The 23,354-nt window shown below is 69.8% G+C and carries 25 protein-coding genes; 22 read left to right on the top strand and 3 right to left on the bottom strand.

The features are described 5' to 3' along the window. Nucleotides 1–73 precede the first annotated feature (73 nt). From nbrcactino_RS11320 to pyk, 18 genes are all read left to right on the top strand, one after another. A complete protein-coding gene (locus nbrcactino_RS11320) occupies nucleotides 74–1,453 on the top strand; it encodes an NAD-dependent succinate-semialdehyde dehydrogenase (protein WP_161927445.1) in 1,380 nt (459 codons plus the stop codon). 443 nt (nucleotides 1,454–1,896) lie between these two features. After that, nucleotides 1,897–3,243 carry a histidinol dehydrogenase gene (gene hisD, locus nbrcactino_RS11315; protein WP_161927444.1) on the top strand — a complete coding sequence of 449 codons (1,347 nt, stop codon included), beginning with the start codon at nucleotides 1,897–1,899 and terminating at the stop codon, nucleotides 3,241–3,243. Further along, nucleotides 3,240–4,376 (top strand): histidinol-phosphate transaminase, encoded by a 1,137-nt coding sequence (locus tag nbrcactino_RS11310; protein ID WP_161927443.1) that lies wholly within the window; start codon nucleotides 3,240–3,242, stop codon nucleotides 4,374–4,376. The genes hisD and nbrcactino_RS11310 overlap by 4 nt, the downstream gene beginning before the upstream one ends. Then, nucleotides 4,376–5,014 (top strand): imidazoleglycerol-phosphate dehydratase HisB, encoded by a 639-nt coding sequence (gene hisB, locus nbrcactino_RS11305; protein ID WP_161927442.1) that lies wholly within the window; start codon nucleotides 4,376–4,378, stop codon nucleotides 5,012–5,014. Before nbrcactino_RS11310 ends, hisB begins: the two co-directional genes overlap by 1 nt. After that, nucleotides 5,011–5,655 (top strand): imidazole glycerol phosphate synthase subunit HisH, encoded by a 645-nt coding sequence (gene hisH, locus nbrcactino_RS11300; protein WP_161927441.1) that lies wholly within the window; start codon nucleotides 5,011–5,013, stop codon nucleotides 5,653–5,655. The genes hisB and hisH overlap by 4 nt, the downstream gene beginning before the upstream one ends. After that, the gene (locus tag nbrcactino_RS11295; protein ID WP_161927440.1) at nucleotides 5,652–5,915 is read left to right on the top strand and encodes a hypothetical protein; all 264 of its coding nucleotides are present in this window, start codon (nucleotides 5,652–5,654) and stop codon (nucleotides 5,913–5,915) included. Before hisH ends, nbrcactino_RS11295 begins: the two co-directional genes overlap by 4 nt. A gap of 14 nt (nucleotides 5,916–5,929) precedes the next feature. Further along, complete coding sequence (gene priA, locus nbrcactino_RS11290; protein ID WP_161927439.1) at nucleotides 5,930–6,676, top strand: bifunctional 1-(5-phosphoribosyl)-5-((5-phosphoribosylamino)methylideneamino)imidazole-4-carboxamide isomerase/phosphoribosylanthranilate isomerase PriA; 747 nt, start codon at nucleotides 5,930–5,932, stop codon at nucleotides 6,674–6,676. Then, a complete protein-coding gene (locus nbrcactino_RS11285) occupies nucleotides 6,676–7,497 on the top strand; it encodes an inositol monophosphatase family protein (protein WP_161927438.1) in 822 nt (273 codons plus the stop codon). The genes priA and nbrcactino_RS11285 overlap by 1 nt, the downstream gene beginning before the upstream one ends. Continuing rightward, complete coding sequence (gene hisF / locus nbrcactino_RS11280; RefSeq protein WP_161927437.1) at nucleotides 7,497–8,294, top strand: imidazole glycerol phosphate synthase subunit HisF; 798 nt, start codon at nucleotides 7,497–7,499, stop codon at nucleotides 8,292–8,294. Before nbrcactino_RS11285 ends, hisF begins: the two co-directional genes overlap by 1 nt. Further along, the gene (gene hisI / locus nbrcactino_RS11275; protein WP_161927436.1) at nucleotides 8,291–8,680 is read left to right on the top strand and encodes a phosphoribosyl-AMP cyclohydrolase; all 390 of its coding nucleotides are present in this window, start codon (nucleotides 8,291–8,293) and stop codon (nucleotides 8,678–8,680) included. The genes hisF and hisI overlap by 4 nt, the downstream gene beginning before the upstream one ends. Nucleotides 8,681–8,687: 7 nt before the next feature. Beyond that, nucleotides 8,688–8,867 carry a tautomerase family protein gene (locus nbrcactino_RS11270; protein ID WP_161927435.1) on the top strand — a complete coding sequence of 60 codons (180 nt, stop codon included), beginning with the start codon at nucleotides 8,688–8,690 and terminating at the stop codon, nucleotides 8,865–8,867. Then, nucleotides 8,864–10,414: an anthranilate synthase component I gene (locus nbrcactino_RS11265; protein WP_161927434.1), complete on the top strand. Its 1,551-nt coding sequence runs from the start codon at nucleotides 8,864–8,866 to the stop codon at nucleotides 10,412–10,414. The genes nbrcactino_RS11270 and nbrcactino_RS11265 overlap by 4 nt, the downstream gene beginning before the upstream one ends. Further along, a complete protein-coding gene (locus tag nbrcactino_RS11260) occupies nucleotides 10,411–11,121 on the top strand; it encodes a Trp biosynthesis-associated membrane protein (protein WP_161927433.1) in 711 nt (236 codons plus the stop codon). Before nbrcactino_RS11265 ends, nbrcactino_RS11260 begins: the two co-directional genes overlap by 4 nt. A gap of 152 nt (nucleotides 11,122–11,273) precedes the next feature. Further along, entirely contained in the window at nucleotides 11,274–12,092 is an 819-nt protein-coding gene (gene trpC / locus nbrcactino_RS11255; RefSeq protein WP_161927432.1) for an indole-3-glycerol phosphate synthase TrpC, read from the top strand. 2 nt (nucleotides 12,093–12,094) lie between these two features. Beyond that, a complete protein-coding gene (gene trpB / locus nbrcactino_RS11250; RefSeq protein ID WP_161927431.1) occupies nucleotides 12,095–13,417 on the top strand; it encodes a tryptophan synthase subunit beta in 1,323 nt (440 codons plus the stop codon). After that, nucleotides 13,414–14,214, top strand: coding sequence for a tryptophan synthase subunit alpha (gene trpA / locus nbrcactino_RS11245; protein WP_161927430.1), 801 nt, complete (start codon nucleotides 13,414–13,416; stop codon nucleotides 14,212–14,214). The genes trpB and trpA overlap by 4 nt, the downstream gene beginning before the upstream one ends. A 27-nt stretch (nucleotides 14,215–14,241) precedes the next feature. Beyond that, nucleotides 14,242–16,137: a prolipoprotein diacylglyceryl transferase gene (lgt, locus tag nbrcactino_RS11240; protein ID WP_161927429.1), complete on the top strand. Its 1,896-nt coding sequence runs from the start codon at nucleotides 14,242–14,244 to the stop codon at nucleotides 16,135–16,137. A gap of 110 nt (nucleotides 16,138–16,247) precedes the next feature. After that, complete coding sequence (gene pyk, locus nbrcactino_RS11235; protein WP_161927428.1) at nucleotides 16,248–17,669, top strand: pyruvate kinase; 1,422 nt, start codon at nucleotides 16,248–16,250, stop codon at nucleotides 17,667–17,669. Nucleotides 17,670–17,731: 62 nt separating this feature from the next. On the opposite strand, the gene nbrcactino_RS11230 is transcribed toward pyk, so the two are convergent. After that, the gene (locus nbrcactino_RS11230) at nucleotides 17,732–18,418 is read right to left on the bottom strand and encodes a metal-dependent transcriptional regulator (protein WP_161927427.1); all 687 of its coding nucleotides are present in this window, start codon (nucleotides 18,416–18,418) and stop codon (nucleotides 17,732–17,734) included. 65 nt (nucleotides 18,419–18,483) lie between these two features. Here nbrcactino_RS11230 and nbrcactino_RS11225 point away from each other — a divergent pair, with 65 nt between their 5' ends. Both nbrcactino_RS11225 and nbrcactino_RS11220 read left to right on the top strand, forming a co-directional pair. Then, entirely contained in the window at nucleotides 18,484–19,452 is a 969-nt protein-coding gene (locus nbrcactino_RS11225) for a bifunctional riboflavin kinase/FAD synthetase (RefSeq protein ID WP_161927426.1), read from the top strand. 6 nt (nucleotides 19,453–19,458) lie between these two features. Next, the gene (locus nbrcactino_RS11220) at nucleotides 19,459–20,052 is read left to right on the top strand and encodes a hypothetical protein (RefSeq protein ID WP_161927425.1); all 594 of its coding nucleotides are present in this window, start codon (nucleotides 19,459–19,461) and stop codon (nucleotides 20,050–20,052) included. Between the two features lie 705 nt (nucleotides 20,053–20,757). Here nbrcactino_RS11220 and nbrcactino_RS18020 read toward each other — a convergent pair. Continuing rightward, nucleotides 20,758–21,294 (bottom strand): hypothetical protein, encoded by a 537-nt coding sequence (locus tag nbrcactino_RS18020; protein ID WP_186343341.1) that lies wholly within the window; start codon nucleotides 21,292–21,294, stop codon nucleotides 20,758–20,760. Between the two features lie 195 nt (nucleotides 21,295–21,489). Between nbrcactino_RS18020 and rpsO the strand changes: the two genes are divergently transcribed. Next, nucleotides 21,490–21,759 (top strand): 30S ribosomal protein S15, encoded by a 270-nt coding sequence (rpsO, locus tag nbrcactino_RS11215; protein ID WP_161927424.1) that lies wholly within the window; start codon nucleotides 21,490–21,492, stop codon nucleotides 21,757–21,759. A gap of 149 nt (nucleotides 21,760–21,908) precedes the next feature. Beyond that, the gene (locus tag nbrcactino_RS11210; protein ID WP_161927423.1) at nucleotides 21,909–22,304 is read left to right on the top strand and encodes a tautomerase family protein; all 396 of its coding nucleotides are present in this window, start codon (nucleotides 21,909–21,911) and stop codon (nucleotides 22,302–22,304) included. 6 nt (nucleotides 22,305–22,310) lie between these two features. On the opposite strand, the gene nbrcactino_RS11205 is transcribed toward nbrcactino_RS11210, so the two are convergent. After that, nucleotides 22,311–23,327: an LLM class flavin-dependent oxidoreductase gene (locus nbrcactino_RS11205; protein ID WP_161927422.1), complete on the bottom strand. Its 1,017-nt coding sequence runs from the start codon at nucleotides 23,325–23,327 to the stop codon at nucleotides 22,311–22,313. Nucleotides 23,328–23,354 lie beyond the last annotated feature (27 nt).

Genomic DNA, 23,354 nt, shown 5'->3' with positions numbered 1-23,354 from the left:
GGGAATTCGGCCTGGGGAATTCGGCCTGGGGAATTCGGCTCGGTCGCCGGGGCGGGCGCGTACGTTGGCGGACATGACCGACTATGTGACTCAGAACCCGACCACCGGCGTCGTCGAGCAAACCTTCGACACCATGAGCGACGCCGACGTCCAGGACGTCCTGGCCCGGTCGTCGGAGGCCTATCAGCAGTGGCGGCGCAGTTCCGTCGATGACCGCGTGGCGATGCTGCGCGCGACGGCGCAGGCCTACCGCGACCGTGCCGACGAGCTCGCGGCATTGGTGAGCAAGGAGATGGGCAAGCCGTTGGCCCAGGCCAAGGGGGAGCTCGCGCTCACCGCGATGATCTACGACTGGTATGCCGAGCACGGTCCGGTACTCCTGGAAACCGAGCAACTCGATCCGCAGGGCGCGGCCGAGTCGACGGTGACCCGGGAGCCGATCGGGCCGATCCTCGGGATCATGCCGTGGAACTTCCCGTACTACCAGGTGGCCCGCTTCGCGGCGCCGAACCTGCTGCTGGGCAACACCATCATCCTCAAGCATGCGCCGATCTGTGCCGCGAGTTCCGCGGTGATGGCCGAGATCGCCCACGCCGCCGGGGTGCCGGCCGACGCCTACCTCAACGTCTACGCGAGCAACGAGCAGGCGGCCGACATGATCGGGGACCGTCGGGTGCAGGGCGTGTCGTTGACCGGCAGCGGCCGGGCCGGGGCCGCGGTGGCGCAGACCGCCGCCCGGCATCTGAAGAAGTCGGTCCTCGAATTGGGCGGCTCGGATGCCTTCATCCTGCTCGACAGCCCCGACGTCGGCGCCGCTGCCGCCGGTGCGGCCGCTGGCCGGATGATGAACTGCGGCCAGGCGTGCAACTCGCCGAAGCGGTTCATCGTGCACGAGGAGGTCTACGACGACTTCGTGGCGAATCTGACCGCGGCGGTGTCCGCGATGGCGGTCGGCGATCCCGCCGATCCCGCCACCCGGGTAGGTCCGCTGTCGTCGATCGCCGCGCGCGACCACGTCGTCGAGCAGGTCGCCGATGCCGTCGCGGCGGGGGCGGTGCTGCACACCGGCGGCCAGGCGCTCGACGGTCCGGGCGCGTTCATGGCGCCGGCGGTGCTGACCGGGGTCACCCCGGAGATGGCGGCCTACCGCGAGGAGATCTTCGGTCCGGTGGCAGTGGTGTACTCCTTCGCCGACGTCGACGAGGCGGTTCAGCTGGCCAACGACGTCGACTACGGCCTGTCCGGGTCGGTGTGGAGCAGCGATGTCGTGAAGGCCGGTGAGGTCGCCGACCGTCTCGATGTCGGGATGGCGATGATCAACGAGCACGGCACGTCGCTGCCCGGTCTGCCGTTCGGGGGTGTGAAGGCCTCCGGTTATGGCCGGGAGCTGGGTCCGTGGGGCCTGGGCGAGTTCGCGAACGTCCGCCTGCGCCGGGTCGCGAAGAGTTCCTAGCTCCCGCCCTCCGCCGACTGGGCCCTCATTTCCGTCGACTGGGCCCTCATTCCTGCCGAGTGGGCCCTCATTCCTGCCGAGTGGGCCCTCATTCCTGCCGAGTGGGCCCTCATTCCTGCCGAGTGGGCCCTCATTCCTGCCGAGTGGGCCCTCATTCCTGCCGACTGGGCCCTCATTCCTGCCGACTGGGCCCGAGGGCTTGTCGCCACACAAGTTCCTCGGGCGCCCAGGAAGCGGGCGGAGGGCCCAGTCGATGAAAAGTAGGGCCCAGTCGGCGAAAAGTAGGGCCCAGTCGGCGAAAAGTAGGGCCCAGTCGGCGGAAGGAGGGCCCAGTCGGCGGTGGCGCGGGTCACATCGGGGTGACACCCGGGCGGACGTGGCGAAAACCGTTTCCGTCGACCGCATATCCTGATAGGAGCCCATCCATCGAACCAGGAGTCTTGATGCTCTCGCGCACCGACCTCCGCGGCACCACGCCCACCGCAGCCCAGCTGCGCCGGGCCCTGCCGCGCGGAGGCACCGACGTCAACGCCGTGCTGAGCACGGTCTCGCCGGTCGTCGAGGAGATCAAGACCCATGGCGCCACGGCAGCCCTCGACTACGGCGAAAAATTCGACAAGGTCCGCCCGGCATCGGTCCGTGTTCCCGCCGCGGTCATCGCCGACGCGCTGGCGAACCTGGACCCCGCCGTCGCCGCCGCGTTGCGCGAGTCGATCGCGCGGGCGCGGGCGGTCCACGCCGACCAGCGCCGCGCGACGGTGACCACGCAGGTCGCCCCGGGCGGCACCGTCGCGGAGAAGTGGATCCCGGTCCGCCGCGTCGGCCTCTACGTGCCCGGTGGCAACGCGGTCTACCCGTCGAGCGTCGTGATGAACGTGGTCCCGGCGCAGGAGGCGGGCGTGCCCTCGCTCGTCGTCGCCTCACCGCCCCAGGCCGGTTTCGGCGGCTGGCCCCACCCGACGATCCTGGCCGCCTGCGCGCTGCTGGGCGTCGACGAGGTGTGGGCGGTCGGCGGTGCCCAGGCGGTTGCGCTGCTCGCCTACGGCGGCCAAGACGTCGACCCCGCGGGCGGGCCGGGCGCCGAGCTCGACCCGGTCGACCTCATCACCGGCCCCGGCAACATCTATGTCACCGCGGCCAAGCGGTTGGTACGCGGTGCCGTCGGCATCGACTCGGAGGCCGGTCCGACCGAGATCGCGATCCTCGCCGACGACTCGGCCGATCCCGCGAACATTGCCGCCGACCTCATCAGCCAGGCCGAGCACGACGTCCTCGCCGCATCGGTGCTGGTCACCGACAGCGAGGCGTTGGCCGATGCCGTCGACGAGCAGGTGGTTCTGCAGGCCGCCTCGACCAAGCACGCCGACCGCGTCGCGCAGGCGTTGGGCGGTGCCCAATCGGGGATCGTCCTGGTCGACGACCTCGAGGCGGGGCTGCGCGTCGTCGACGAGTACGCCGCCGAGCACCTGGAGATCCAGACCCGCGACGCCGCCGCGGTGGCCGACCGGGTCCGCAGCGCCGGCGCGATCTTCGTCGGGCCGTTCTCGCCGGTGAGCCTCGGCGACTACTGCGCCGGGTCCAATCACGTGTTGCCGACGTCGGGCTCGGCCCGGTTCGCCTCGGGGCTCTCGGTGCAGACCTTCCTCAAGGGCGTGCACGTCATCGACTACGACGAGGACGCGCTGCGCGCGGTGGCCGAGAAGGTCGTGACCCTGGCCGACGCCGAGGACCTCCCGGCGCACGGTGATGCGGTCAAGCAGCGCTTCGCCTCGCTGCGGGACCCGTCGTGACCCCCGTGTCCGGGGCACACGTCGGGGCCGGTGCGACGCTCGCCGACCTGCCGCTGCGCGACAATCTGCGCGGCAAGCAGCCGTACGGCGCGCCGCAGCTCGACGTACCGGTGCAGCTCAACACCAATGAGAATCCGCACCCGCCGTCGCAGGCGCTCATCGACGACGTCGCCGAGTCGGTCCGCGCCGCGGCCGCGCAGCTTCACCGCTACCCGGACCGCGACGCGGTCGCGCTGCGCGCCGATCTCGCGCAGTACCTGTCCGAGACGACCGGTGTGGAGTTGGACACCGCCAACATCTGGGCGGCCAACGGGTCCAACGAGATCCTGCAGCAGCTGCTGCAGGCCTTCGGCGGACCCGGGCGCACCGCGTTGGGCTTCGTCCCGTCCTACTCGATGCACCCGATCATCTCCGACGGCACCGATACGACGTGGCTCGCGGCCAAGCGGGCGGCCGACTTCTCGCTCGACCTCGACTACGCGTTGGGCGAGATCGCCCGACTGGCCCCCGACGTGGTGTTCCTGACGTCGCCGAACAACCCCACCGGGGCCGCCATCCCCAACGAGGACCTGGCGGCGATCGTCGACGCCGCGCCGGGGATCGTCATCGTCGACGAGGCGTACGGCGAGTTCAGCGACCAGCCGAGTGCGGTGGCCCTCATCGACCGCTATCCGGCCAAGGTGGTGGTGTCGCGCACCATGAGCAAGGCCTTCGCCTTCGCCGGCGGCCGACTCGGCTACCTGGCCGCGTCGCCGGCGGTGGTCGACGCAGTGCTCCTGGTGCGGCTGCCGTACCACCTGTCGGTCCAGACGCAGGCCGCCGCGCGCGCCGCTCTGCGGCACCGCGACGACACCCTCGCCGGGGTGGCCAGCATCGTCGCCGAGCGCGAGCGGGTGGTGGCCCGGTTGACGGCCCTCGGCTACGCCGTCGCCCCGTCGGACGCGAACTTCGTCCTCTTCGGCGAATTCGCCGATCCGGCGGCGAGCTGGCAGCGTTACCTCGACGACGGCGTGTTGATCCGTGATCCGGGGATCGACGGGCGCCTGCGTGTCACCATCGGATTGGATACCGAGAACGACGCATTTCTGCGGGTCAGCGAGAAGTTGGCCCCGACCGACCTAGTGAGGCTCTGATGAGCGACCAAGCCCCGCGCACCGCCCGGGTGGAGCGTACGACGCGCGAGTCGTCGATCGTTGTCGAGTTGAACCTCGACGGCACCGGCCAGACGCAGATCGCCACCGGCGTGCCGTTCTACGACCACATGCTGACCGCCTTCGGACAGCACGGAAGCTTCGACCTCACCGTCGATGCGCGCGGCGACATCGAGATCGAGGCACACCACACGGTGGAGGACACCGCCATCGTGCTGGGGCAGGCGTTTGCCCAGGCCCTCGGGGACAAGAAGGGCATCCGCCGGTTCGGTGATGCCTGGATCCCGATGGACGAGACACTGGCGCACGCGGCCGTCGACGTGTCGGGCCGCCCGTACTTCGTGCACACCGGCGAGCCCGACCACCTGCTGACCGCGGTGATCCCGGGTGCGGCCCAGGGCGGGAAGGCCGGTGCCCCGTATTCGACGGTCATCAACCGCCACGTGTTCGAGTCGTTGGCGCTCAACGCGCGCATCGCCCTGCACGTGCGGGTGGAGTATGGCCGCGACCAGCACCACATCACCGAGGCGGAGTACAAGGCTGTCGCCCGCGCGTTGCGGGCGGCCTGCGAGCCGGATCCGCGGGTCAGCGGCGTCCCGTCGACGAAGGGCAGTCTGTGAGCCAACCGTCGGTGACCATCCTGGACTACGGATCGGGCAACCTGCGCTCGGCCCAGCGCGCCCTCGAACACGTCGGCGCCCGTGTCACCGTGACGTCGGACAAGGCGGCTGCGGCCGACTGCGACGGACTCGTCGTCCCCGGTGTCGGGGCGTACGCGGCCTGTATGGCCGGGTTCACCGCGGTGGGCGGCCCGCAGATCGTCGGCCGGCGGTTGGCCGGCGGGAGACCGGTCCTGGGGATCTGCGTCGGGATGCAGATCATGTTCAGCTCCGGCGTCGAGTTCGGCGTGCAGACCGACGGCTGCGACGAGTGGCCGGGCACGGTCACCCGCCTCGACGCGCCGGTGCTGCCGCACATGGGCTGGAACACCGTCGAGTCGGCACCGGATTCGGTGCTGTTCGACGGTGTCGGCGCCGACGAGCGGTTCTACTTCGTGCACTCCTACGCCGCGCAGACCTGGGAACTCGAATCGGACGAATCGTCGCCTATCGCGGCGGCGAAGCTGACGTGGGCCACCCACGGTTCGCGGTTCCTGGCCGCGGTCGAGAATGGTGCGCTCAGCGCCACCCAGTTCCACCCGGAGAAATCCGGCGACGTCGGATTGCACCTGCTCGACAACTGGTGTGGAGGACTGTCATGAGCGGTTCCGGCTTCTCGTTCGTCCGGCTGGCCCTGGCCTCGCTGGGTTCCGGTTTCGCCGTGCTCGTCGTGTCGCTGCCGGTGATCTGGGCCGCCTCCCAGGTCCATCCGTGGCTCGCCCTTGCGGTGACGGTCCTGGCCCTGGTCGCGATGATCGCGGCCATCGGCTTCGTCGCCAACCGGGTCGTCGACAAGGCGGCCGAGCAGCTGCGCGAGGCCAAACGCACCCGTCCGAACCCGGGCACCCCCTCCGACCGTTAGGAAAACCGCCACCCATGGCCACCGTTCTGGAACTGCTGCCCGCCGTCGACGTCGCCGACGGCCAGGCCGTCCGCCTGCTGCGCGGCGCGGCCGGTACCGAGACCTCGTACGGGTCGCCGCGCGAGGCGGCCCTGGCCTGGCAGCGCGACGGCGCGGAATGGGTGCACATGGTCGATCTCGATGCGGCCTTCGGCCGGGGCGACAACCGTGCGCTGCTGGCGGACGTGATCGCCGAGCTCGACGTCGCGGTGGAGTTGTCCGGCGGCATTCGTGACGACGCGTCGTTGGCGGCCGCCCTGGCCACCGGCTGCGCCCGGGTGAACCTGGGCACCGCCGCGATCGAGAACCCGACGTGGTGTGCCGAGGCGATCGCCGAGTACGGCGACAAGATCGCCGTCGGGCTCGACGTCACCGCCGACGGGGAGTCGTGGAAGCTGCGGGGCCGCGGCTGGGTCACCGAGGGCGGCGACCTGTGGGAAACCTTGAGCCGGCTCGACGCCGACGGCTGCGCCCGGTACGTCGTCACCGACGTCTCCAAGGACGGCACGCTGAGCGGGCCGAACCTGGATCTGTTGCGACAGGTCGCCCAGCGCACCGCGTCGCCGGTCGTCGCCTCCGGCGGGATCTCCGAACTGGCCGACCTCACCGCCATCGCCGGACTGTGCGACCTGGGGGTGGAGGGGGCGATCATCGGCAAGGCGCTCTACGCCGGCCGGTTCACTCTGCCCGAGGCCCTGGCGGCGGTGCGCGAGGAGCTCTGATGGCTGACCCGACCACCCTCGACCTGGCTGCGCTGGCGCACACGGCCAGCACGATCCTCGATGCGGCGACCCCGCGGTTCACCGCCGACCGGGGCGCGCCGGGCGTGGTCCGCAAGGGCGACCGCGACTTCGCCACCCAGGTCGACCTCGACCTCGAGCGGTTCATCTGCGGCGAACTCACCGCCCAAACGGGACTGCCGTGCCACGGCGAGGAATTCGGCGGCCCGCCCGTCGACGACGGGTTGGTCTGGGTCGTCGACCCGGTCGACGGGACGTTCAACTACTCCACCGGTTCGCCGATGACCGGCATGCTCGTCGGGCTGTGCGCCGACGGCGAGCCGGTCCTCGGCCTGACCTGGCTCCCGCTGTTGGACCTGCGCTATGTGGGCCACCTCGACGGCGGGGTGCGCTGCAACGGCCGGCTGCTCGACCCGCTGGGGCCGGTTCCGCTGCGCGAATCGGTCATCGGATTCGGCGCCTTCAACGAACGGTCCCGGGGCCACTACCCGGGCCGGCGGCGCATCGAGGTGCTCTCCGCCCTGTCGGGCCGGGCGTCGCGGTTGCGGATGTCGGGAAGCATTGGCGTCGATCTGGCGTTCACCGCGGCGGGCACCTACAGCGGTGCGATCAGCTTCGGCCGACACGCCTGGGACAACGTGGCCGGCGCGGCCCTGGTCCGTGCCGCCGGCGGCGTGGTCACCGACGTCGCCGGCAAGCCGTATCGCGCCTCGTCGCCGTCGATCGTCGCGGCGGCCCGCGGCGTCCACGGCGAACTGATCGACCTGATCAACACGGTGACCGGACAGGACTGGGAGAGCTGATGAGTGTGGCGGTACGCGTGATCCCCTGCCTCGACGTCGACGACGGCCGGGTGGTCAAGGGGGTGAACTTCGAGAATCTGCGCGACGCCGGCGACCCGGTCGAGCTGGCCGCCCGGTACAACGCCGAGGGCGCCGACGAGTTGACCTTCCTCGACGTGACCGCGTCGAGTTCGGGTCGGGCCACCATGGTCGACGTGGTCAAGCGCACCGCCGACGAGATCTTCATCCCGCTCACCGTCGGCGGCGGGATCCGCGAGGTCACCGACGTCGACGTCATGCTCCGGGCCGGCGCGGACAAGGTCAGCGTCAACACCGCCGCGATCGCGCGGCCCGAGGTGCTCAGCGAGATGAGCCGCCGGTTCGGGTCGCAGTGCATCGTCCTGTCGGTCGACGCGCGCACCGTTCCGGCCGGCCAGCAACCCACCGCGTCGGGGTGGGAGGTCACCACCCACGGCGGCCGCCGCGGCACGGGCATCGACGCGCTGGAATGGGCGCGCCGCGGCCAAGACCTGGGCGTGGGGGAGATCCTGCTCAATTCGATGGATGCCGACGGGACCAAGGCCGGTTTCGACCTGGCGATGCTCACCGCGGTGCGCGCCGTCGTCGATGTCCCGGTGATCGCCAGTGGCGGTGCGGGTGGCGCCGCCGACTTCGCGCCCGCGGTACGGGCCGGCGCCGACGCGGTGCTGGCGGCCTCGGTGTTCCACTTCGGCGAACTCACCATCGGCGAGGTGAAGCGGGCGATGGCCGACGAAGGCATCACCGTGCGCACCGCCGGAATGGAGGTGAGCGCATGAGCACCCCCGACGGACCGGACGCGTTGGACCCGGCGATCGCGGATCGCCTCAAGCGCAACGCCGACGGCCTGGTGGCCGCGGTGGCGCAGGAGGAGGGCACCGGTATCGTCCTGATGCAGGCCTGGATGGACGACGTCGCGCTGGCGCGGACGCTGGCGACCGGCGCCGCGACCTACTATTCGCGGTCGCGCCAGCAGTACTGGGTCAAGGGCGAGACCAGCGGACACACCCAGCGGGTGAAGTCGGTGCGCCTGGACTGCGACGGCGACACGGTGCTGCTCGTCGTGGAACAGACCGGTCCGGCCTGCCACACCGGCAACCACAGCTGTTTCGACACCGCCGAACTCTTCCACCCCGACGCGCAGCAGTCCGCAGCGCAGAAATGAGGCTGCGATGCCGCTGATCCAGATCTCCCAGACCCCGGGACTCTCCGACGCGATCAAGCGCGAGACGATTGCCGCGGTCACCGAGGCGTACGCCAAGGCGACGGGGAAGAACCCGGATTCGGTCTGGGTCACCATCACCGAGGTACCGCGCAGCCAGTGGGGCGTCGGGGGCGAGCCGCTCGGATGACCGGACACGCCCATCTCACGACGACGACCCTCGAACAGTTCCGCGACCTGGCCGTCGACCACCGCGTCGTCCCGGTCACCCGCCGGGTCCTCGCCGACGCGGAGACGCCGCTGTCGACGTACGCGAAACTGGCCGGCGACCGCCCGGGCACGTTTCTGCTCGAGTCGGCCGACAACGGACAGTCGTGGTCGCGCTGGTCCTTCATCGGGGCCGGGGCGCCGGCCGCGCTGACCGTGGTCGACGGCGAGGCCGCCTGGTGGGGCACCGCCCCGGCCGGGGCGCCCAGCGGTGGCGATCCGTTGGCGGCGCTCGCGGCGTCGCTGGAGTTGCTGGCCACCGACCCGTTGCCCGACATGCCGCCGTTGACCGGCGGGTTCGTCGGGTTCATGGCCTACGACCTGGTCCGGCGCCTCGAGCGGCTGCCGGAGTCCACCGTCGACGATCTGGGCCTGCCCGACCTGTTCCTGATGCTGGCCACCGACCTCGCCGCCGTCGACCACCACGAGGGCACGATCACGCTGATCGCCAACGCGGTCAACTGGAACGGCAGCGACGAGAATGTCGACGAGGCCTACGCCGACGCCGTTTCCCGCCTGGACCGGATGACCGCGGCGCTGGCCGCGCCGGCCCCCTCCACGGTGGCGGTGTACGACCGGCTGGAGCCGGTCTTCACCGCGCAGCGCGACCTGGCGGAGTTCAGCGAGGTCGTCACCACGCTGGTCGGCGACATCGAGGCCGGCGAGGCCTTCCAGGTGGTCCCGTCGGTGCGCTTCGAGATGGATACCGAGGCCGACCCGCTCGACGTGTACCGCGTGTTGCGCGCGTCCAACCCGAGTCCCTACATGTATCTGCTGCGCATCCCCGAATCGGTCGGCACCGGCGGTCACCCGGTCGCGATCGTGGGCAGTTCCCCCGAGGCGCTGGTGACCGTCTCCGACGGCGTGGCGACGACGCACCCGATCGCCGGCACGCGGTGGCGGGGCAAGAGCGACGAGGAGGACATCCTGCTCGGCAAGGACCTCCTCGGCGACGAGAAGGAGCGGGCCGAGCACCTGATGCTCGTCGACCTGTCGCGCAACGATCTCGGCCGGGTCTGCGAGCCCGGCTCGGTGAAGGTCAGCGACTACAGCCACATCGAGCGCTACAGCCACGTGATGCACCTGGTCTCGACCGTGTCGGGGCGACTGCGCGACGACCAGACCGCCCTCGACGCGGTGGCGGCGTGTTTCCCCGCCGGGACGCTCTCGGGCGCCCCGAAGGTGCGCGCGATGGAACTCATCGAGGAGCACGAGATCACCCGCCGCGGGCTCTACGGTGGGGTGGTGGGCTACCTCGACTTCGCCGGTGACGCCGACACCGCCATCGCCATCCGCACGGCGCTGCTCGCCGACGGCAAGGCCTACGTGCAGGCCGGTGCCGGGGTGGTGGCCGACTCCGATCCCGCCTACGAGTACCGCGAGGCGCGCAACAAGGCGACGGCGGTCCTCAACGCGGTCGCGGCCGCGGCCACCATGACGAGGCTGGGGGAGAAGGCGCAGGAGGAATGACCGTCGACGAGGACGGCGAGCCCACCGCGTCGCCGAACCGGATCCGAGAGAAGGCGATGGCCTCGGTGGCCCTCGCCGCCGGCGCATTGGTGCTGTGGGTCGCCTCGCGGGTGACCTGGGCCCGGGTCGACGCCGAGGACGGACTCTCGCCGATGCGCAGCTTCACCGTCCACGGATCGGACTGGAGCCCGTGGCTGACCCCGGCGGCGCTGGTCCTGCTCGCCGCCGTCGCCGTCGTGTGGGCGCTGCGCGGGATCGCCCTGCGCATCGTGGCCGTGGTGCTCGGCATCGGGGCCATCGTCATTGCGATTCCGGCGGTCTCACTGATGACCACGTCGGTCGACAGCGACTACGCGGCCCGCGCGATCGATCTGCCACCCCGGTTCCGGGTGTTGCTGACGACGGTGAACGACTGGGCGCCGGCGATCGTGCTCGTCGCGGTCGCCCTCATCGCGGTCGGCGCCGCGTTGGCGATGCGAGCCGCACGGGGAGCCGGGATGTCGTCGAAGTACCGTTCCCCGGCCGCGCGCCGGGAAGAACTCGAGCGCAAGGTGTTCGACGACTACGAACGCCGCAAGCGGGCCCAGGCGCAGGGTTCTGGAACGGTCACCGCATCGGAGCAGCGTGACGGTGCATCGTCGGATGCGGGGACCAGCGAGCGCCTGCTGTGGGACAGCCTCGACACCGGCGTCGACCCCACCGAGTGAAACCGAGCACACCCCACCCGGGCGCGGGTGTGTCGCCACTCGCGGCTACCCTGTGAGATACCAACAAGTCGGGCGCGCCGGAGGATTCGCCGAACCCGACCGCGACGCGAACGGGGCCCGCCGCGCGGGCAACGCCGAGGAGGTGAGACGCCATGGCAGAGCAGACCGTGCTCGAGTCGATCATCGAGGGCGTCAAAGCCGACGTTGCCGTCCGTGAGGCGGCCATCGACTACCAAGCCATCAAGAGGGCCTCGGAGCAGGCCGCGCCGCCGCGCGATGCCATGGCCGCCCTGCGCCAGCCCGGCATCGGGGTCATCGCCGAGGTGAAGCGGGCGAGCCCGTCCCGCGGCGAGCTGGCCGACATCGCCGATCCGGCCGACCTGGCCCGCATCTACGCCGAGGGCGGGGCGCGGATCATCAGCGTGCTCACCGAGGAGCGGCGCTTCCGCGGTTCGCTCGCCGATCTGGACGCGGTGCGCGCCGCCGTCGACCTGCCGATCCTGCGCAAGGACTTCATCGTCGGGCCCTACCAGATCCACGAGGCCCGGGCGCACGGCGCCGACGTGATCCTGCTGATCGTCGCCGCGCTCGAGCAGAACGTCCTCGAGGCCCTGCTGGACCGCACCGAGTCGCTGGGCATGACCGCCCTCGTCGAGGCGCATACCGAGGAAGAGGCTGATCGGGCGCTGCAGGCCGGCGCGAAAGTTGTCGGCATCAACGCGCGAAACCTGAAAACCCTTGAGGTGGACCGGGATTCCTTCGCCCGCATCGCCCCCGGATTGCCCACCGAGGTGATCAAGATCGCCGAGTCTGGTGTCCGTGGCACCGCCGACCTGCTCGCCTACGCGGGGGCCGGCGCAGACGCGGTCCTCGTCGGCGAGGGCCTGGTCACCAGCGGCGACCCGCGCACGGCGCTGGCCGAACTCGTCACCGCGGGCACGCACCCGTCGTGCCCCAAGCCCGTCCGATAGCCATGGCGCAATCAGACGCGACCGGCGCACGGGCGTACCCGCCGGCCAGCGCGGGCATCGTCAACCGCACCTCCGTGGAGCCCGATGCGGGCGGCCACTTCGGCGTGTACGGCGGTCGCCACATGCCCGAGGCGTTGATGGCGGTCGTCGACGAGGTCACCGTGACCTACGAGAAGATGCGCAGCGACGAGGAGTACCTGACCGAGCTCGACCGGCTGCAGCGCGACTACACGGGGCGTCCGTCGCCGCTATACGAGGCGGCCCGGCTGCGCGAGGCGGCCGGCGGTGCCCGGCTGTTCCTCAAGCGTGAGGACCTCAACCACACCGGCTCACACAAGATCAACAACGTGTTGGGCCAGGCGTTGCTGGCCAAGCGGATGGGCAAGACCCGGGTCATCGCCGAGACCGGCGCCGGTCAGCACGGTGTCGCCACGGCTACGGCCTGCGCGCTGCTCGGCTTGGAGTGCCTGATCTACATGGGCCGCGTCGACACCGAGCGCCAAGCACTCAACGTCGCCCGGATGCGCCTGCTGGGCGCCGACGTGGTGGCCGTGGAAACCGGCTCGGCGACCCTCAAGGACGCGATCAACGAGGCCATGCGCGACTGGGTCACCAACGCGCACAACACCTACTACTGCTTCGGCACCGCGGCCGGTCCGCACCCGTTCCCGATGATGGTCCGCGACTTGCAGCGCGTCGTCGGACTGGAGGCGCGGGCCCAGATCCTCGAGCAGGTCGGCCGGTTGCCCGACGCGGTGACCGCCTGCGTCGGCGGCGGTTCCAACGCGATCGGGATCTTCCACCCCTTCATCGACGACGAGGGGGTGCGCCTGGTCGGCTTCGAAGCCGCCGGGGACGGTGTGGAAACCGGTCGGCACGCGGCCACCTTCGCCGGCGGTTCGCCCGGAGCCTTCCAGGGCGCTTACTCCTACCTCCTGCAGGACGAGGACGGGCAGACCATCGAGTCGCACTCGATCTCGGCCGGGCTGGACTACCCGGGGGTGGGTCCCGAACACGCCTACCTCAAGGACGTCGGCCGAGCCGAATACCGGCCGGTCACCGATGTCGAGGCGATGGATGCGCTGAGCCTGCTCTCGCGCCGCGAGGGGATCATCCCGGCCATCGAGTCGGCACACGCGGTGGCCGGCGCGCTCAAGCTCGGGGCCGAACTGGGCGACGGTGCGATCGTCGTGGTGAACCTCTCCGGCCGCGGCGACAAAGACGTGGACACCGCGGCGAAATGGTTCGGGTTGTTCGACAAGCCGCCGTCAGAATTCGAGTACGCCGCACAACAGGCCCAACGGGAGAAGGAGAGCGGTCGATGAGCAAGCCCGCCCCCGCCTCTCGGCTGGGCGAGACTTTCGCCGCTTGCCGCGCCGAGGACCGTGCCGCCCTCATCGGCTATCTCCCGGTGGGCTATCCGACGGTGGCCGGCTCCCTCGACACCATGACGACGATGGTCGAGTCGGGTTGCGACATCGTCGAGATCGGCATTCCCTATTCGGACCCGGTGATGGACGGCCCGACGATCGCCAAGGCGACACAGCGCGCACTGGCCGCCGGTACCCGCGTCCGCGACGTTTTCGCCGCCGCCGAGATGGTGGCGAAGGCCGGTGGCAAGCCCGTCGTGATGGTCTATTGGAACCTCGTCCTGCGCTACGGCGTCGACGCCTTTGCCCGCGACCTGGCCGCGGCCGGCGGCCTCGGAATCATCACCCCCAACCTCATCCCGGATGAGGGGGCGGAGTGGGAGGCGGCCTCCGATGCGCACGACCTCGACCGGATCTACCTGGTCGCCCCGTCGTCGACGCCGGAACGCCTGGCGATGACGCTGGACCACTGCCGCGGATTCGTCTACGCCTCGTCGACGATGGGCGTCACCGGCGCGCGCGACACCGTCTCGAACCTGGCGCCGGAGCTGTGCGCCCGGGTGCGCGAGTACTCCGAGATCCCGATCGGCGTGGGGCTCGGCGTGCGCAGCGGCGCCCAGGCCGCGGAGATCGCGCAGTACGCCGACGGTGTGATCGTCGGGTCGGCGATCGTGTCGGCGGTCGACGAGGGGCCCGCCGCCGTGGCGGCACTGGTCGGCGAACTCGCCGATGGTGCGCGCGGGAAGTCCTGACCCCGGCCGTCCGTTAGTGTTGACCGCGTGAATTCCGCGCAGGTCCTCGCCTACATCCCGAGCCCGTCGCAGGGCGTCTGGCATCTGGGTCCCATCCCGATCCGCGCCTATGCGCTCTGCATTGTCGCCGGCATCCTCGTCGCCCTCTGGTGGGGGTCGCGCCGCTGGATCGCGCGCGGTGGTCAGCCCGGCGAGGTGCTCGACGTCGCGCTGTTCGCCGTGCCCTTCGGATTGATCGGTGGCCGGGCCTACCACGTGCTCACCGACTGGCGGTACTACTTCACCGACCTCGGGCAGACCCTCAATCCGCCGCGGAGCGCGATGGACGCGTTCAAGATCTGGGACGGCGGTCTGGGCATCTGGGGTGCGGTGGCCCTCGGTGCGGTGGGCGCCTGGATCGGCTGCAAGGTCTACGGGATCAGGTTGCCGGCGTTCGGCGACGCGATCGCGCCGGCGATCCTGCTGGCCCAAGCGATCGGCCGATTCGGCAACTACTTCAACCAGGAGGTCTACGGGCGGGCCACCGACCTGCCGTGGGGGCTGGAGATCTTCCAGCGGGTTCCGGACAACCTGACCGGGGTGTCGACCGGGGTCCGGACGGCCATTGTGCACCCGACGTTCCTGTATGAGGCGTTGTGGAACGTCTTGTTCGTCCTGGTGCTCGTCGCCGTGGACCGCTACTACCGGGTCGGCCACGGGCGCCTGTTCGCGCTCTACGTGATGGGGTACTGCTTCGGCCGGTTCTTCGTCGAGCTGGTGCGTGACGACCCCGCTTCGGAGCCTTTCGGCATGGGTATCCGGGTGAACTCGATCGTCGCGGTCGTGGTGTTCGGTTGCGCGTTGGCCTACTTCCTCGCCGCCCCGCGCGGTCGGGAACTGGGGCTGTCGATGTACCGCCCGAAGCGGGCCGCGGAGCTGGAGGCGGAGGGCAAGGTCGGCTATATCGATCCGTGGGCCGACGACGACGCCGACGACGCCTCCGATGTCGACGCCTCCGAGGTCGACGCCACCGACGAAACCGACGAAACCGACGCCCCCGATTCGCCGAGTGGGCCCTCAATCTCGTCGAGTGGGCCCTCGATCTCGTCGAGTGGGCCCTCGATCTCGTCGACTGGGCCCGACGACGAGCTCCGCGTGGTCAGCGCGACGCGGGAAATTGACGCACCGGCGGCGGAGATCTTCGCCCTGATCGCCGATCCGGCGCAGCAACCGCGGTTCGACGGCAACGAGAACCTGGCGGAGGCGGAGGACGGCCAGCGGGTCAGCGCCGTCGGCGACGTCTTCCAGATGACCAACACCAGCGGTCGGGTGCGGGAGAACACCATTGTCGAGTTCGAGACCGACCGGCTCATTGCGTGGAAGCCCTCGGAGGTGGGCGGCCCGCAGCCGGGTCACCTGTGGCGCTGGGAGCTCGAACCGCTCGACGACCGGGTCACCCTCGTGACCCACACCTACGACTGGACCGGTCTCGACCCCGACGACGCCAAGCGCAACGAGCGCGCCCGCGCCACGACGGCCGAGTCGTTGCTCGCGTCGCTCGACCGGATGGCGGCACTCTTCGGGGCGGACGAGACCGAGGAGGCCGACGAGTTCGTCCAGGTTGCCGACGCTGATGACGCCGACGCTGATGAGGCTGGCGCTGACGAGGCTGGCGCTGATGACGCCGTCGCCGATGCGGAGGACGAGGCGCCGAACATCGTGCGGCGCAGCGAGGCAGCCGAGACTGCGGACACCGACGACGACGATGATGTCGCGGCGGAGGAACCCGAATCCGAGGCTGACGAGGAAGCCGAGTCGGAAGGTGACGACGACGCCGAATCGGAAGCGGAAGCCGAGGAGGACGCCGAAGCCGATGCCGACGCGGACGACGATGCAGACGCGGACGACGCGGCCGACGCAGACGAGGACCCGGACAACGCCTGACGGGGCTTGTGCAGTGCTTTTCATGACGTTCGCGTGAACGCTTTGTGACGGGCCGCCGCCAGGGCCTGCCAGCGGTGGCGGTGGATCGGGCGCCCACTACGCTGGTGCAGGTGAACCGTCGAACAAAGATTGTCTGCACCATGGGTCCCGCCACCGCTTCCGTCGAGCGGATTCAGGCGTTGATCGAGGCCGGCATGGACGTGGCGCGGCTGAACTTCAGCCACGGCACCCATGACGACCACGCCACGATGTACGGCAACGTGCGCGACGCGGCGGTGGCCAGCGGCAAGGCGGTCGGCGTGCTGGCGGACTTGCAGGGACCCAAGATCCGGTTGGGCAAGTTCGGCGGCGACGGCAAGGCGAACTGGGAGACCGGCGACACCGTCCGGATCACCGTCGACGACATCGTCGGTGAGGACAAGCGCGTGGGAACGACCTACACCCAGCTCGCCCGGGATGCCCGGGTCGGCGACCGGCTCCTCGTCGACGACGGCAAGGTCGGCCTGGTGGTGACCGACATCGAGGACACCGACGTCGTGTGCACCGTCACCGAGGGTGGGCCGGTGAGCAACAACAAGGGCCTGTCGGTCCCCGGGATGAACGTCTCGGTCCCCGCGCTGTCGGAGAAGGACATCGCGGACTTGGAGTTTGCGTTGGGCCTCGGTGCCGACCTCGTCGCGCTCTCCTTCGTGCGCTCCCCGTCGGACATCGAGTTGGTCCACGAGGTGATGGACCGGGTGGGGCGCCGGGTCCCGGTGATCGCCAAGCTGGAAAAGCCCGAGGCGGTTGAGAATCTCGAGGCCATCGTCTTGGCCTTTGACGCCATCATGGTCGCCCGTGGCGACCTGGGCGTCGAGGTCCCGCTCGAAGAGGTTCCGCTGGTGCAGAAGCGCGCCATCCAGATGGCCCGGGAGAACGCCAAGCCGGTCATCGTCGCCACCCAGATGCTCGACTCGATGATCGAGAACTCCCGTCCGACGCGCGCCGAGGCCTCCGACGTCGCCAATGCCGTGCTCGACGGTGCCGACGCGGTGATGCTCTCCGGCGAGACGTCGGTCGGCAAGTACGCGGTCCAGTCGGTGGCGACGATGAACCGCATCTGTCAGGCGGTCGAGAGCGGTTCGCGTTCGGTGCCGCCGCTCGACCACTTGCCGCGCACCCGGCGCGGCGTCATCTCCTATGCGGCCCGCGACATCGGCGAGCGGTTGTCGGCGAAGGCGCTGGTCGCCTTCACCCAATCGGGCGACACCGTGCGACGACTGGCCCGGTTGCACTCGCCGCTGCCGCTCCTGGCGTTCACCCCGATCCCGGAGATCCGCAACCAGTTGGCCTTGAGCTGGGGCACCGAGTCCTTCATCGTCGACCGGATCGGCAACACCGACGAGATGATCGACGAGGTCGACCGAATCCTGCTGGACAGCGGGCGGATGACCGCGGGCGACACCGTCGTGATCGTCGCCGGGGCTCCTCCGGGGATCGTCGGGTCGACCAACTTCATCCACGTCCACCGCATCGGCGAGCAGGACCACTAGGCGGCGGTGCCGCGGGGCGAGGGTGTCGCCGGCCGCGTCGCGATGCGGCCGATCGGGCGGATTCAGCCCGCGACGATGAAGATCGCCCGGGTGGCGACGTCGCCGAGGGTGACCGAGGGTTCGCCGCCGTCGACGGCGACCGTCATGGTGCCGGCGAAGGGCCGCTTGCCCGCCACCCGCACCCGGCGGTCCAGGGCGATGCCGACTTCGTCGAAGTAGCGCAGCATCGCCGGGTCGGTGTCGGAGATGCGGGCGATGACGCCGGACTCGCCGTCGTCGAGGTCGGCGAGCAGGCAGACGTCCGGGCTGGCGATATCGCCGTCGGGGGAGGGGATCGGGTCGCCGTGCGGGTCGCGCCGCGGGTAGCCGAGTTTGGCGTCGATCCGCTCCATGAGCCGGTCGCTCACCGCGTGTTCGAGCACTTCGGCCTCGTCGTGAACCTCGTCCCACCCGTAGCCCAGTTCGGAGACCAGGTAGGTCTCCAACAGCCGGTGGCGGCGCACCATGCCGATCGCCGCCAGTCGGCCGGCCTCGGTGAGGGTGATGGCGCCGTACTTCTCGTGCTCGAGCAACCCCTGTTCGGCGAGCTTGCGGATCCCCTCCGACGCGGTCGACGGGGAGATTTCCAGTTTCTCGGCGATCATCGAGGTGGTCACCTTGACGTCGTCCCACTCCCGGGCGGCCCAGATGACCTTGAGGTAGTCCTGGGCGACCGAGGTCAGTTCGGACCGTTCGTTCCCGCGTGGCATGGCGTTCAGTCTAGTGATGCCGCGCCGTCGGTTCCGCAGACACGGCGGCGGGTAAGGTGAGCGGCGTGTTGCGATGGCGAGGTCTCGATGACATACCTGCCGACTGGGGGCGATGCGTCGTCACCATCGGCGTATTCGACGGTGTTCACCGGGGACATGCGCAGTTGATCAAAGCGGCGACGACGGCGGCCGCCGCTCGCGGCCTGCCCTCGGTCCTGATGACGTTCGACCCGCACCCGGCCGAGGTGGTGCGGCCGGGTACGCACCCGCCGCAGTTGACGACGCTGACGCGCCGGGCCGAACTCGCCGAGCAGATGGGGATCGACGTGTTCTGCGTGATGCCGTTCACGCCCGCGCTGGCCGCCCGGTCCCCGAAGGACTTCGCGCACAGCATTTTGGTCGAGACGCTGCACGCCGCCGACGTCGTCGTCGGGGACAACTTCACCTTCGGCCACAAGGCCGCGGGAAACGTGGAGAAGCTGCGCGACTTCGGGGAGCGTTTCGGGTTCGAAGTCCAGGCGGTGTCGTTGTTCGGCGAGCACGCGGTGACCTTCTCATCGACGTACATCCGCTCGTGTGTGGCCGCCGGCGACGTGGCTTCGGCCGCGGAGGCGCTCGGCCGCCCGCATCGCGTGGAGGGCGTGGTGGTGCGCGGCGACGGCCGAGGGCGGGAACTGGGCTTCCCGACGGCCAACGTCGCCCCGCCGATGCATGCGGCGATCCCCGCCGACGGGGTGTACGCGTGCTGGTTCACCGTGATCGGACCCGGCGCGACCCTGGGGCAGGTCGAGCACGGCAAACGCTACGAGGCCGCCGTCTCGGTGGGGACCAACCCCACCTTCTCCGGCCGGGCGCGCACCGTCGAGGCCTTCGTCCTCGACACCGAGGCCGACCTCTACGGCCAGTACGTCGCGGTCGACTTTGTCGACCGCATCCGTCCGATGACCCGGTTCGACTCGATCGACGAGTTGGTGAAGGCGATTGCCGAGGACGTCGACCAGACGCGGGTCATCCTCGCCAAGCAGGTGGGGTAGCCGAGGGTGTCGGGGGCTCGTCTGACGCAGGTGATCTGCGGTGTGGTGGCGATCGTGTCCGGTCTTGCGGTGATCGGCCTCAGCGCGGTTCCGTGGCTGGATCTCTCCGAGCTCGGGATGGCGGTGATCAAGCCCAGCGGAATCGGTTGGTATTACGGCGGTGCCAGTCGGTTGACTGTCTCAGTCGGGCTCGGCTGGGCGACCATTCTGTTCGGGTTGGTGGCGGTTCTCGCCGGGGTACTGGCGTTGACCGGGCGGCACCTCGGCGCCGCATTGGTCACCGGTGCCGGCGTTGCGACGCTCGTCGCATCGGCGGGTGCCGCGGTCTTCCGTGGCAGTCTGGTCATGAATTTTCATCAGTTGGGAGTCGAGTCGCAGATTTCCAGCTTCGTCGCGCTGACCCCGGCGCTGCCCCTGCTGATCATCGCCGGCACCGTGATGGTGGGGGTGGGGCTGGCCGAAGCGCTCTCCGACGGTTCCGGCCGGCGCCCGGTGCCCGCACTCGCCGTGGCGGCGGCCGTCGGGGTCGTGCTTGCCGTCGTCGCGATCGTCGTCGTGTGGTGGTCGTTCAGCCAGCCTGGCGTCCAGGTGGGCGGGTGAGCACCGCGCGGCAATCACCGAGCGTGACCCTGCCGACTATCGAAACCGCCGCGCTGACACAGCGCCGCGTCATGCCAGCGACGGTGGCGATGTTCTTCCTCGCCGGCCTGCTGACCTTCATCGTCGCCGGGATGATCGCCGGCTTCACCGGGCACAGCGACGTGCCCGGCGGACTGCTCGTCGGGATCGCCGTTGCCGGCGGGCTGGTGGGGGCGGGCGGCAGCTACTGGACGTCCTACCGCATCGATCAGCGCATCCTCGCCGACACGACCTTGACGGTGAGCCCCGACGGGTTGGTTCACTCCGACGGGGCGTGCATCATCGCGATGCGGTGGTCGGCGATCCGGCGAATCGGCGAGCACAATCGATCCATGAAGCCCGAACTCGTCGAGGGCCTCCCGTGGCAGCTCGGTGTTCCGTTGAACGCCGCTCGGATCGCAGCGCGCAACACCCCGATGCTGGCGCTTGTCGGCGAGGTCACGATGTCACCCATCCCCGGCGGGTATCGGAGGCTGCAGCGATTGCACGACCGCAACCTCCGCGGCCTGGGCGCCCGGTTGAGCGAGGGGGTGCCCTTGCTCATCGACGACGGGGTCGTCTTCCCCGGCTGCTTCGAGGAGCACTGGCAGACCGGAGTCATCGGGTCGTGGTTGGCGTACTACCGCCGACTTGAACAGTGCGGGGCCGTACGCCTGACCCGTCGGTCTACTGGCCCTTCGTGTAGGGCGACGTCGGCCCGGGAGGCGGGGGCGAGGTCTGCGGCGGGGCAAAAGGCGAGGGGTTTGCCGACGGGGGCGGGGTTGCCGGTTGCTGGGCGGTCGCCCCGAACGGTTGCACGCCAGGAGGTTGAGCCCCGAATGGTCCGGGCGTGGGTTGCCCGGGGAACGGTTGACCGGGCTGCCCGGGCAGCGGCTGGCCGTAGGGTGGGCCCGACCGGGCCTGCGGCGTCAGGTTTCCGGGTGCGGGCTTCTTGTCCGAGGTGGCCAGCGACGCCACCGCCACACCCGCGGCGCCCAGGATCACGAGCGCTCCGAAGCCGATCATGAAATACCCGCCGCGGCGATCGGAACTCAACTGCTGGTCGAAGTCCTTGCGCCCGCCCTTCGACGAGACGCAGTGATCCCCCTGGCTCATGGTGCGACCACCACACGTCGGAGTGGTCTTAGAGGTTTCCCCGACGCCGATCACGACGAGGAAGATTCCGAAGACGAGGCCGAGGACGAGGTACAGGAGAGCTTTCACGGGGCCATGCTAGCGCCCGCGCCGCGGGCGCGTCGGACGAAGGCCCGTTGATCCCGTCCGGGGATTTGGGGCGCGACCTGCGGCGCTGGTAGATTGTCTGCTCGGTGCTGCTGCAGTCCGTGGCGGCGCACCACCCGGCGGATGGTTCCGGCGGGATTCACTGGACACGGCACTGGAATACAAAGGAGCGCAGCCATGTCGCTGACCGCTGACGAGAAGAAGACCATTCTGGCCGAGTACGGCCTGCACGAGACCGACACCGGGTCGCCGGAGGCCCAGGTCGCGCTGTTGACCAAGCGCATCCAGGACCTCACCGAGCACCTGAAGGAGCACAAGCACGACCACCACAGCCGCCGCGGCCTGTTGCTGCTGGTCGGCCGTCGCCGTCGTCTGCTCAAGTACGTCGCCAAGGTCGACGTCGAGCGCTACCGCTCGCTGATCGAGCGCCTCGGCCTGCGCCGCTAGGCTTTCAGTTCACACTAGGCTTTCAGTTCACACGGACCGGCCGCATCCCCGAAAGGTGGTGCAGCCGGTCCGTTTTTGCGTGGGCGGGTCAGGGACCGACCAGCAGAAATGCGTTGCCTTCATCACCACGCCAACTGAAGAATGGCCGCATGCCGTCAACAACAATCGACGTTCGCAAACGGTGGTCTGACGACGACGTGGTCGCCATCATCGACGCGGTTCACGCCGCGCTCGTGGCAGCCTTTCATATTCCCGAGAACGACAAGCACGTTCGATTGGTCGAACATCTCCCGCACCGTCTCGCGTATCCACCGTCGCTCGCCCAACCCGACTTGATGACGCTGGTCACGATTGACTGCTTCGCCGGCCGTTCGGTAGACGCGAAGCGGATCCTGTATCGGGAGATCGTCCGGCGCTTGTCGGCATGCGGCATCCCTGCCGACCACATCACCATCACCGTGCGCGATGTGCCGATGGAGAATTGGGGTATTCGCGGCGGTCAAGCCGGGTGCGATGTCAACGTCGGGTTCGACGTCAACGTGTAGGTGTCGTCAGCGCCAGCCGAGCTCGGGTGCGACGTGGGTCAGAATCGACTCGATGACGTGGGCGTTGTAGTCGACGCCGAGTTGGTTGGGCACCGTCAGGAGCAGGGTGTCGGCGGCGGCGATGGCCTCGTCTTGGCGGAGCTGTTCGACGAGGACGTCGGGTTCGGCGGCGTAGGTGCGACCGAAGGTCGAGCGGATGTTGTCGATGATGCCGACGTGGTCGTCGTCGGGCCGGCCGCCGAAGTAGGCGCGGTCCGTGTCGTTGACCAGGGCGAAGATGCTGCGGCTCACCGATACCCGGGGTTCGCGCTCGTGTCCGGCCTCGGTCCAGGCGTCGCGGTAGCGCTGAATCTGTTCGGCCTGCAATTGGTGGAAGGGCACGCCGGTCGCCTCGGTCAACAGGGTGGAACTCATCAGGTTCATGCCCTGCTCGGCGGTCCACTCTGCGGTGGCGCGGCTGCCCGCACCCCACCAGATCCGATCGCGCAGCCCCGCGGAGTGGGGTTCGAGTCGGAGTAGACCAGGGGGATTGGGGAACATCGGTTGCGGATTTGGCCGGGCGAATCCCTCGCCCTCGAGCACTTTGAGGAACACGTCGGTGTGTTGGCGGGCCATATCGGCGTCGCTCTCGTCGTCGCCCGGGACGTAGCCGAAGTACTTGTAGCCGTCGATGACCTGCTCGGGGGAGCCTCGGCTGACGCCCAACTGTAGGCGCCCCCCGGCGATGAGGTCGGCCGCTCCCGCGTCTTCGGCCATGTAGAGGGGGTTCTCGTAGCGCATGTCGATGACGCCGGTGCCGATTTCGATGGTGCTCGTCTTGGCGCCGATCGCCGAGAGCAGGGGGAAGGGCGAGGCGAGTTGGCGGGCGAAGTGGTGGACGCGGAAGTAGGCGCCGTCCGCGCCGAGCTCCTCGGCGGCCACCGCCAAGTCGATCGACTGCAGCAGTGCGTCCGATGCGGTGCGGACCTGCGAGCCAGGGGCGGCCGACCAGTGTCCGAAGGACAAGAATCCAATCTTCTTCATACTCCACTTAACCGGACTGAGGTCCGG

The organism is Gordonia crocea (genome assembly GCF_009932435.1).
GTDB classification, from domain to species: Bacteria; Actinomycetota; Actinomycetes; order Mycobacteriales; family Mycobacteriaceae; genus Gordonia; species Gordonia crocea.
This window is presented reverse-complemented; position numbering and strand designations above follow the sequence as displayed.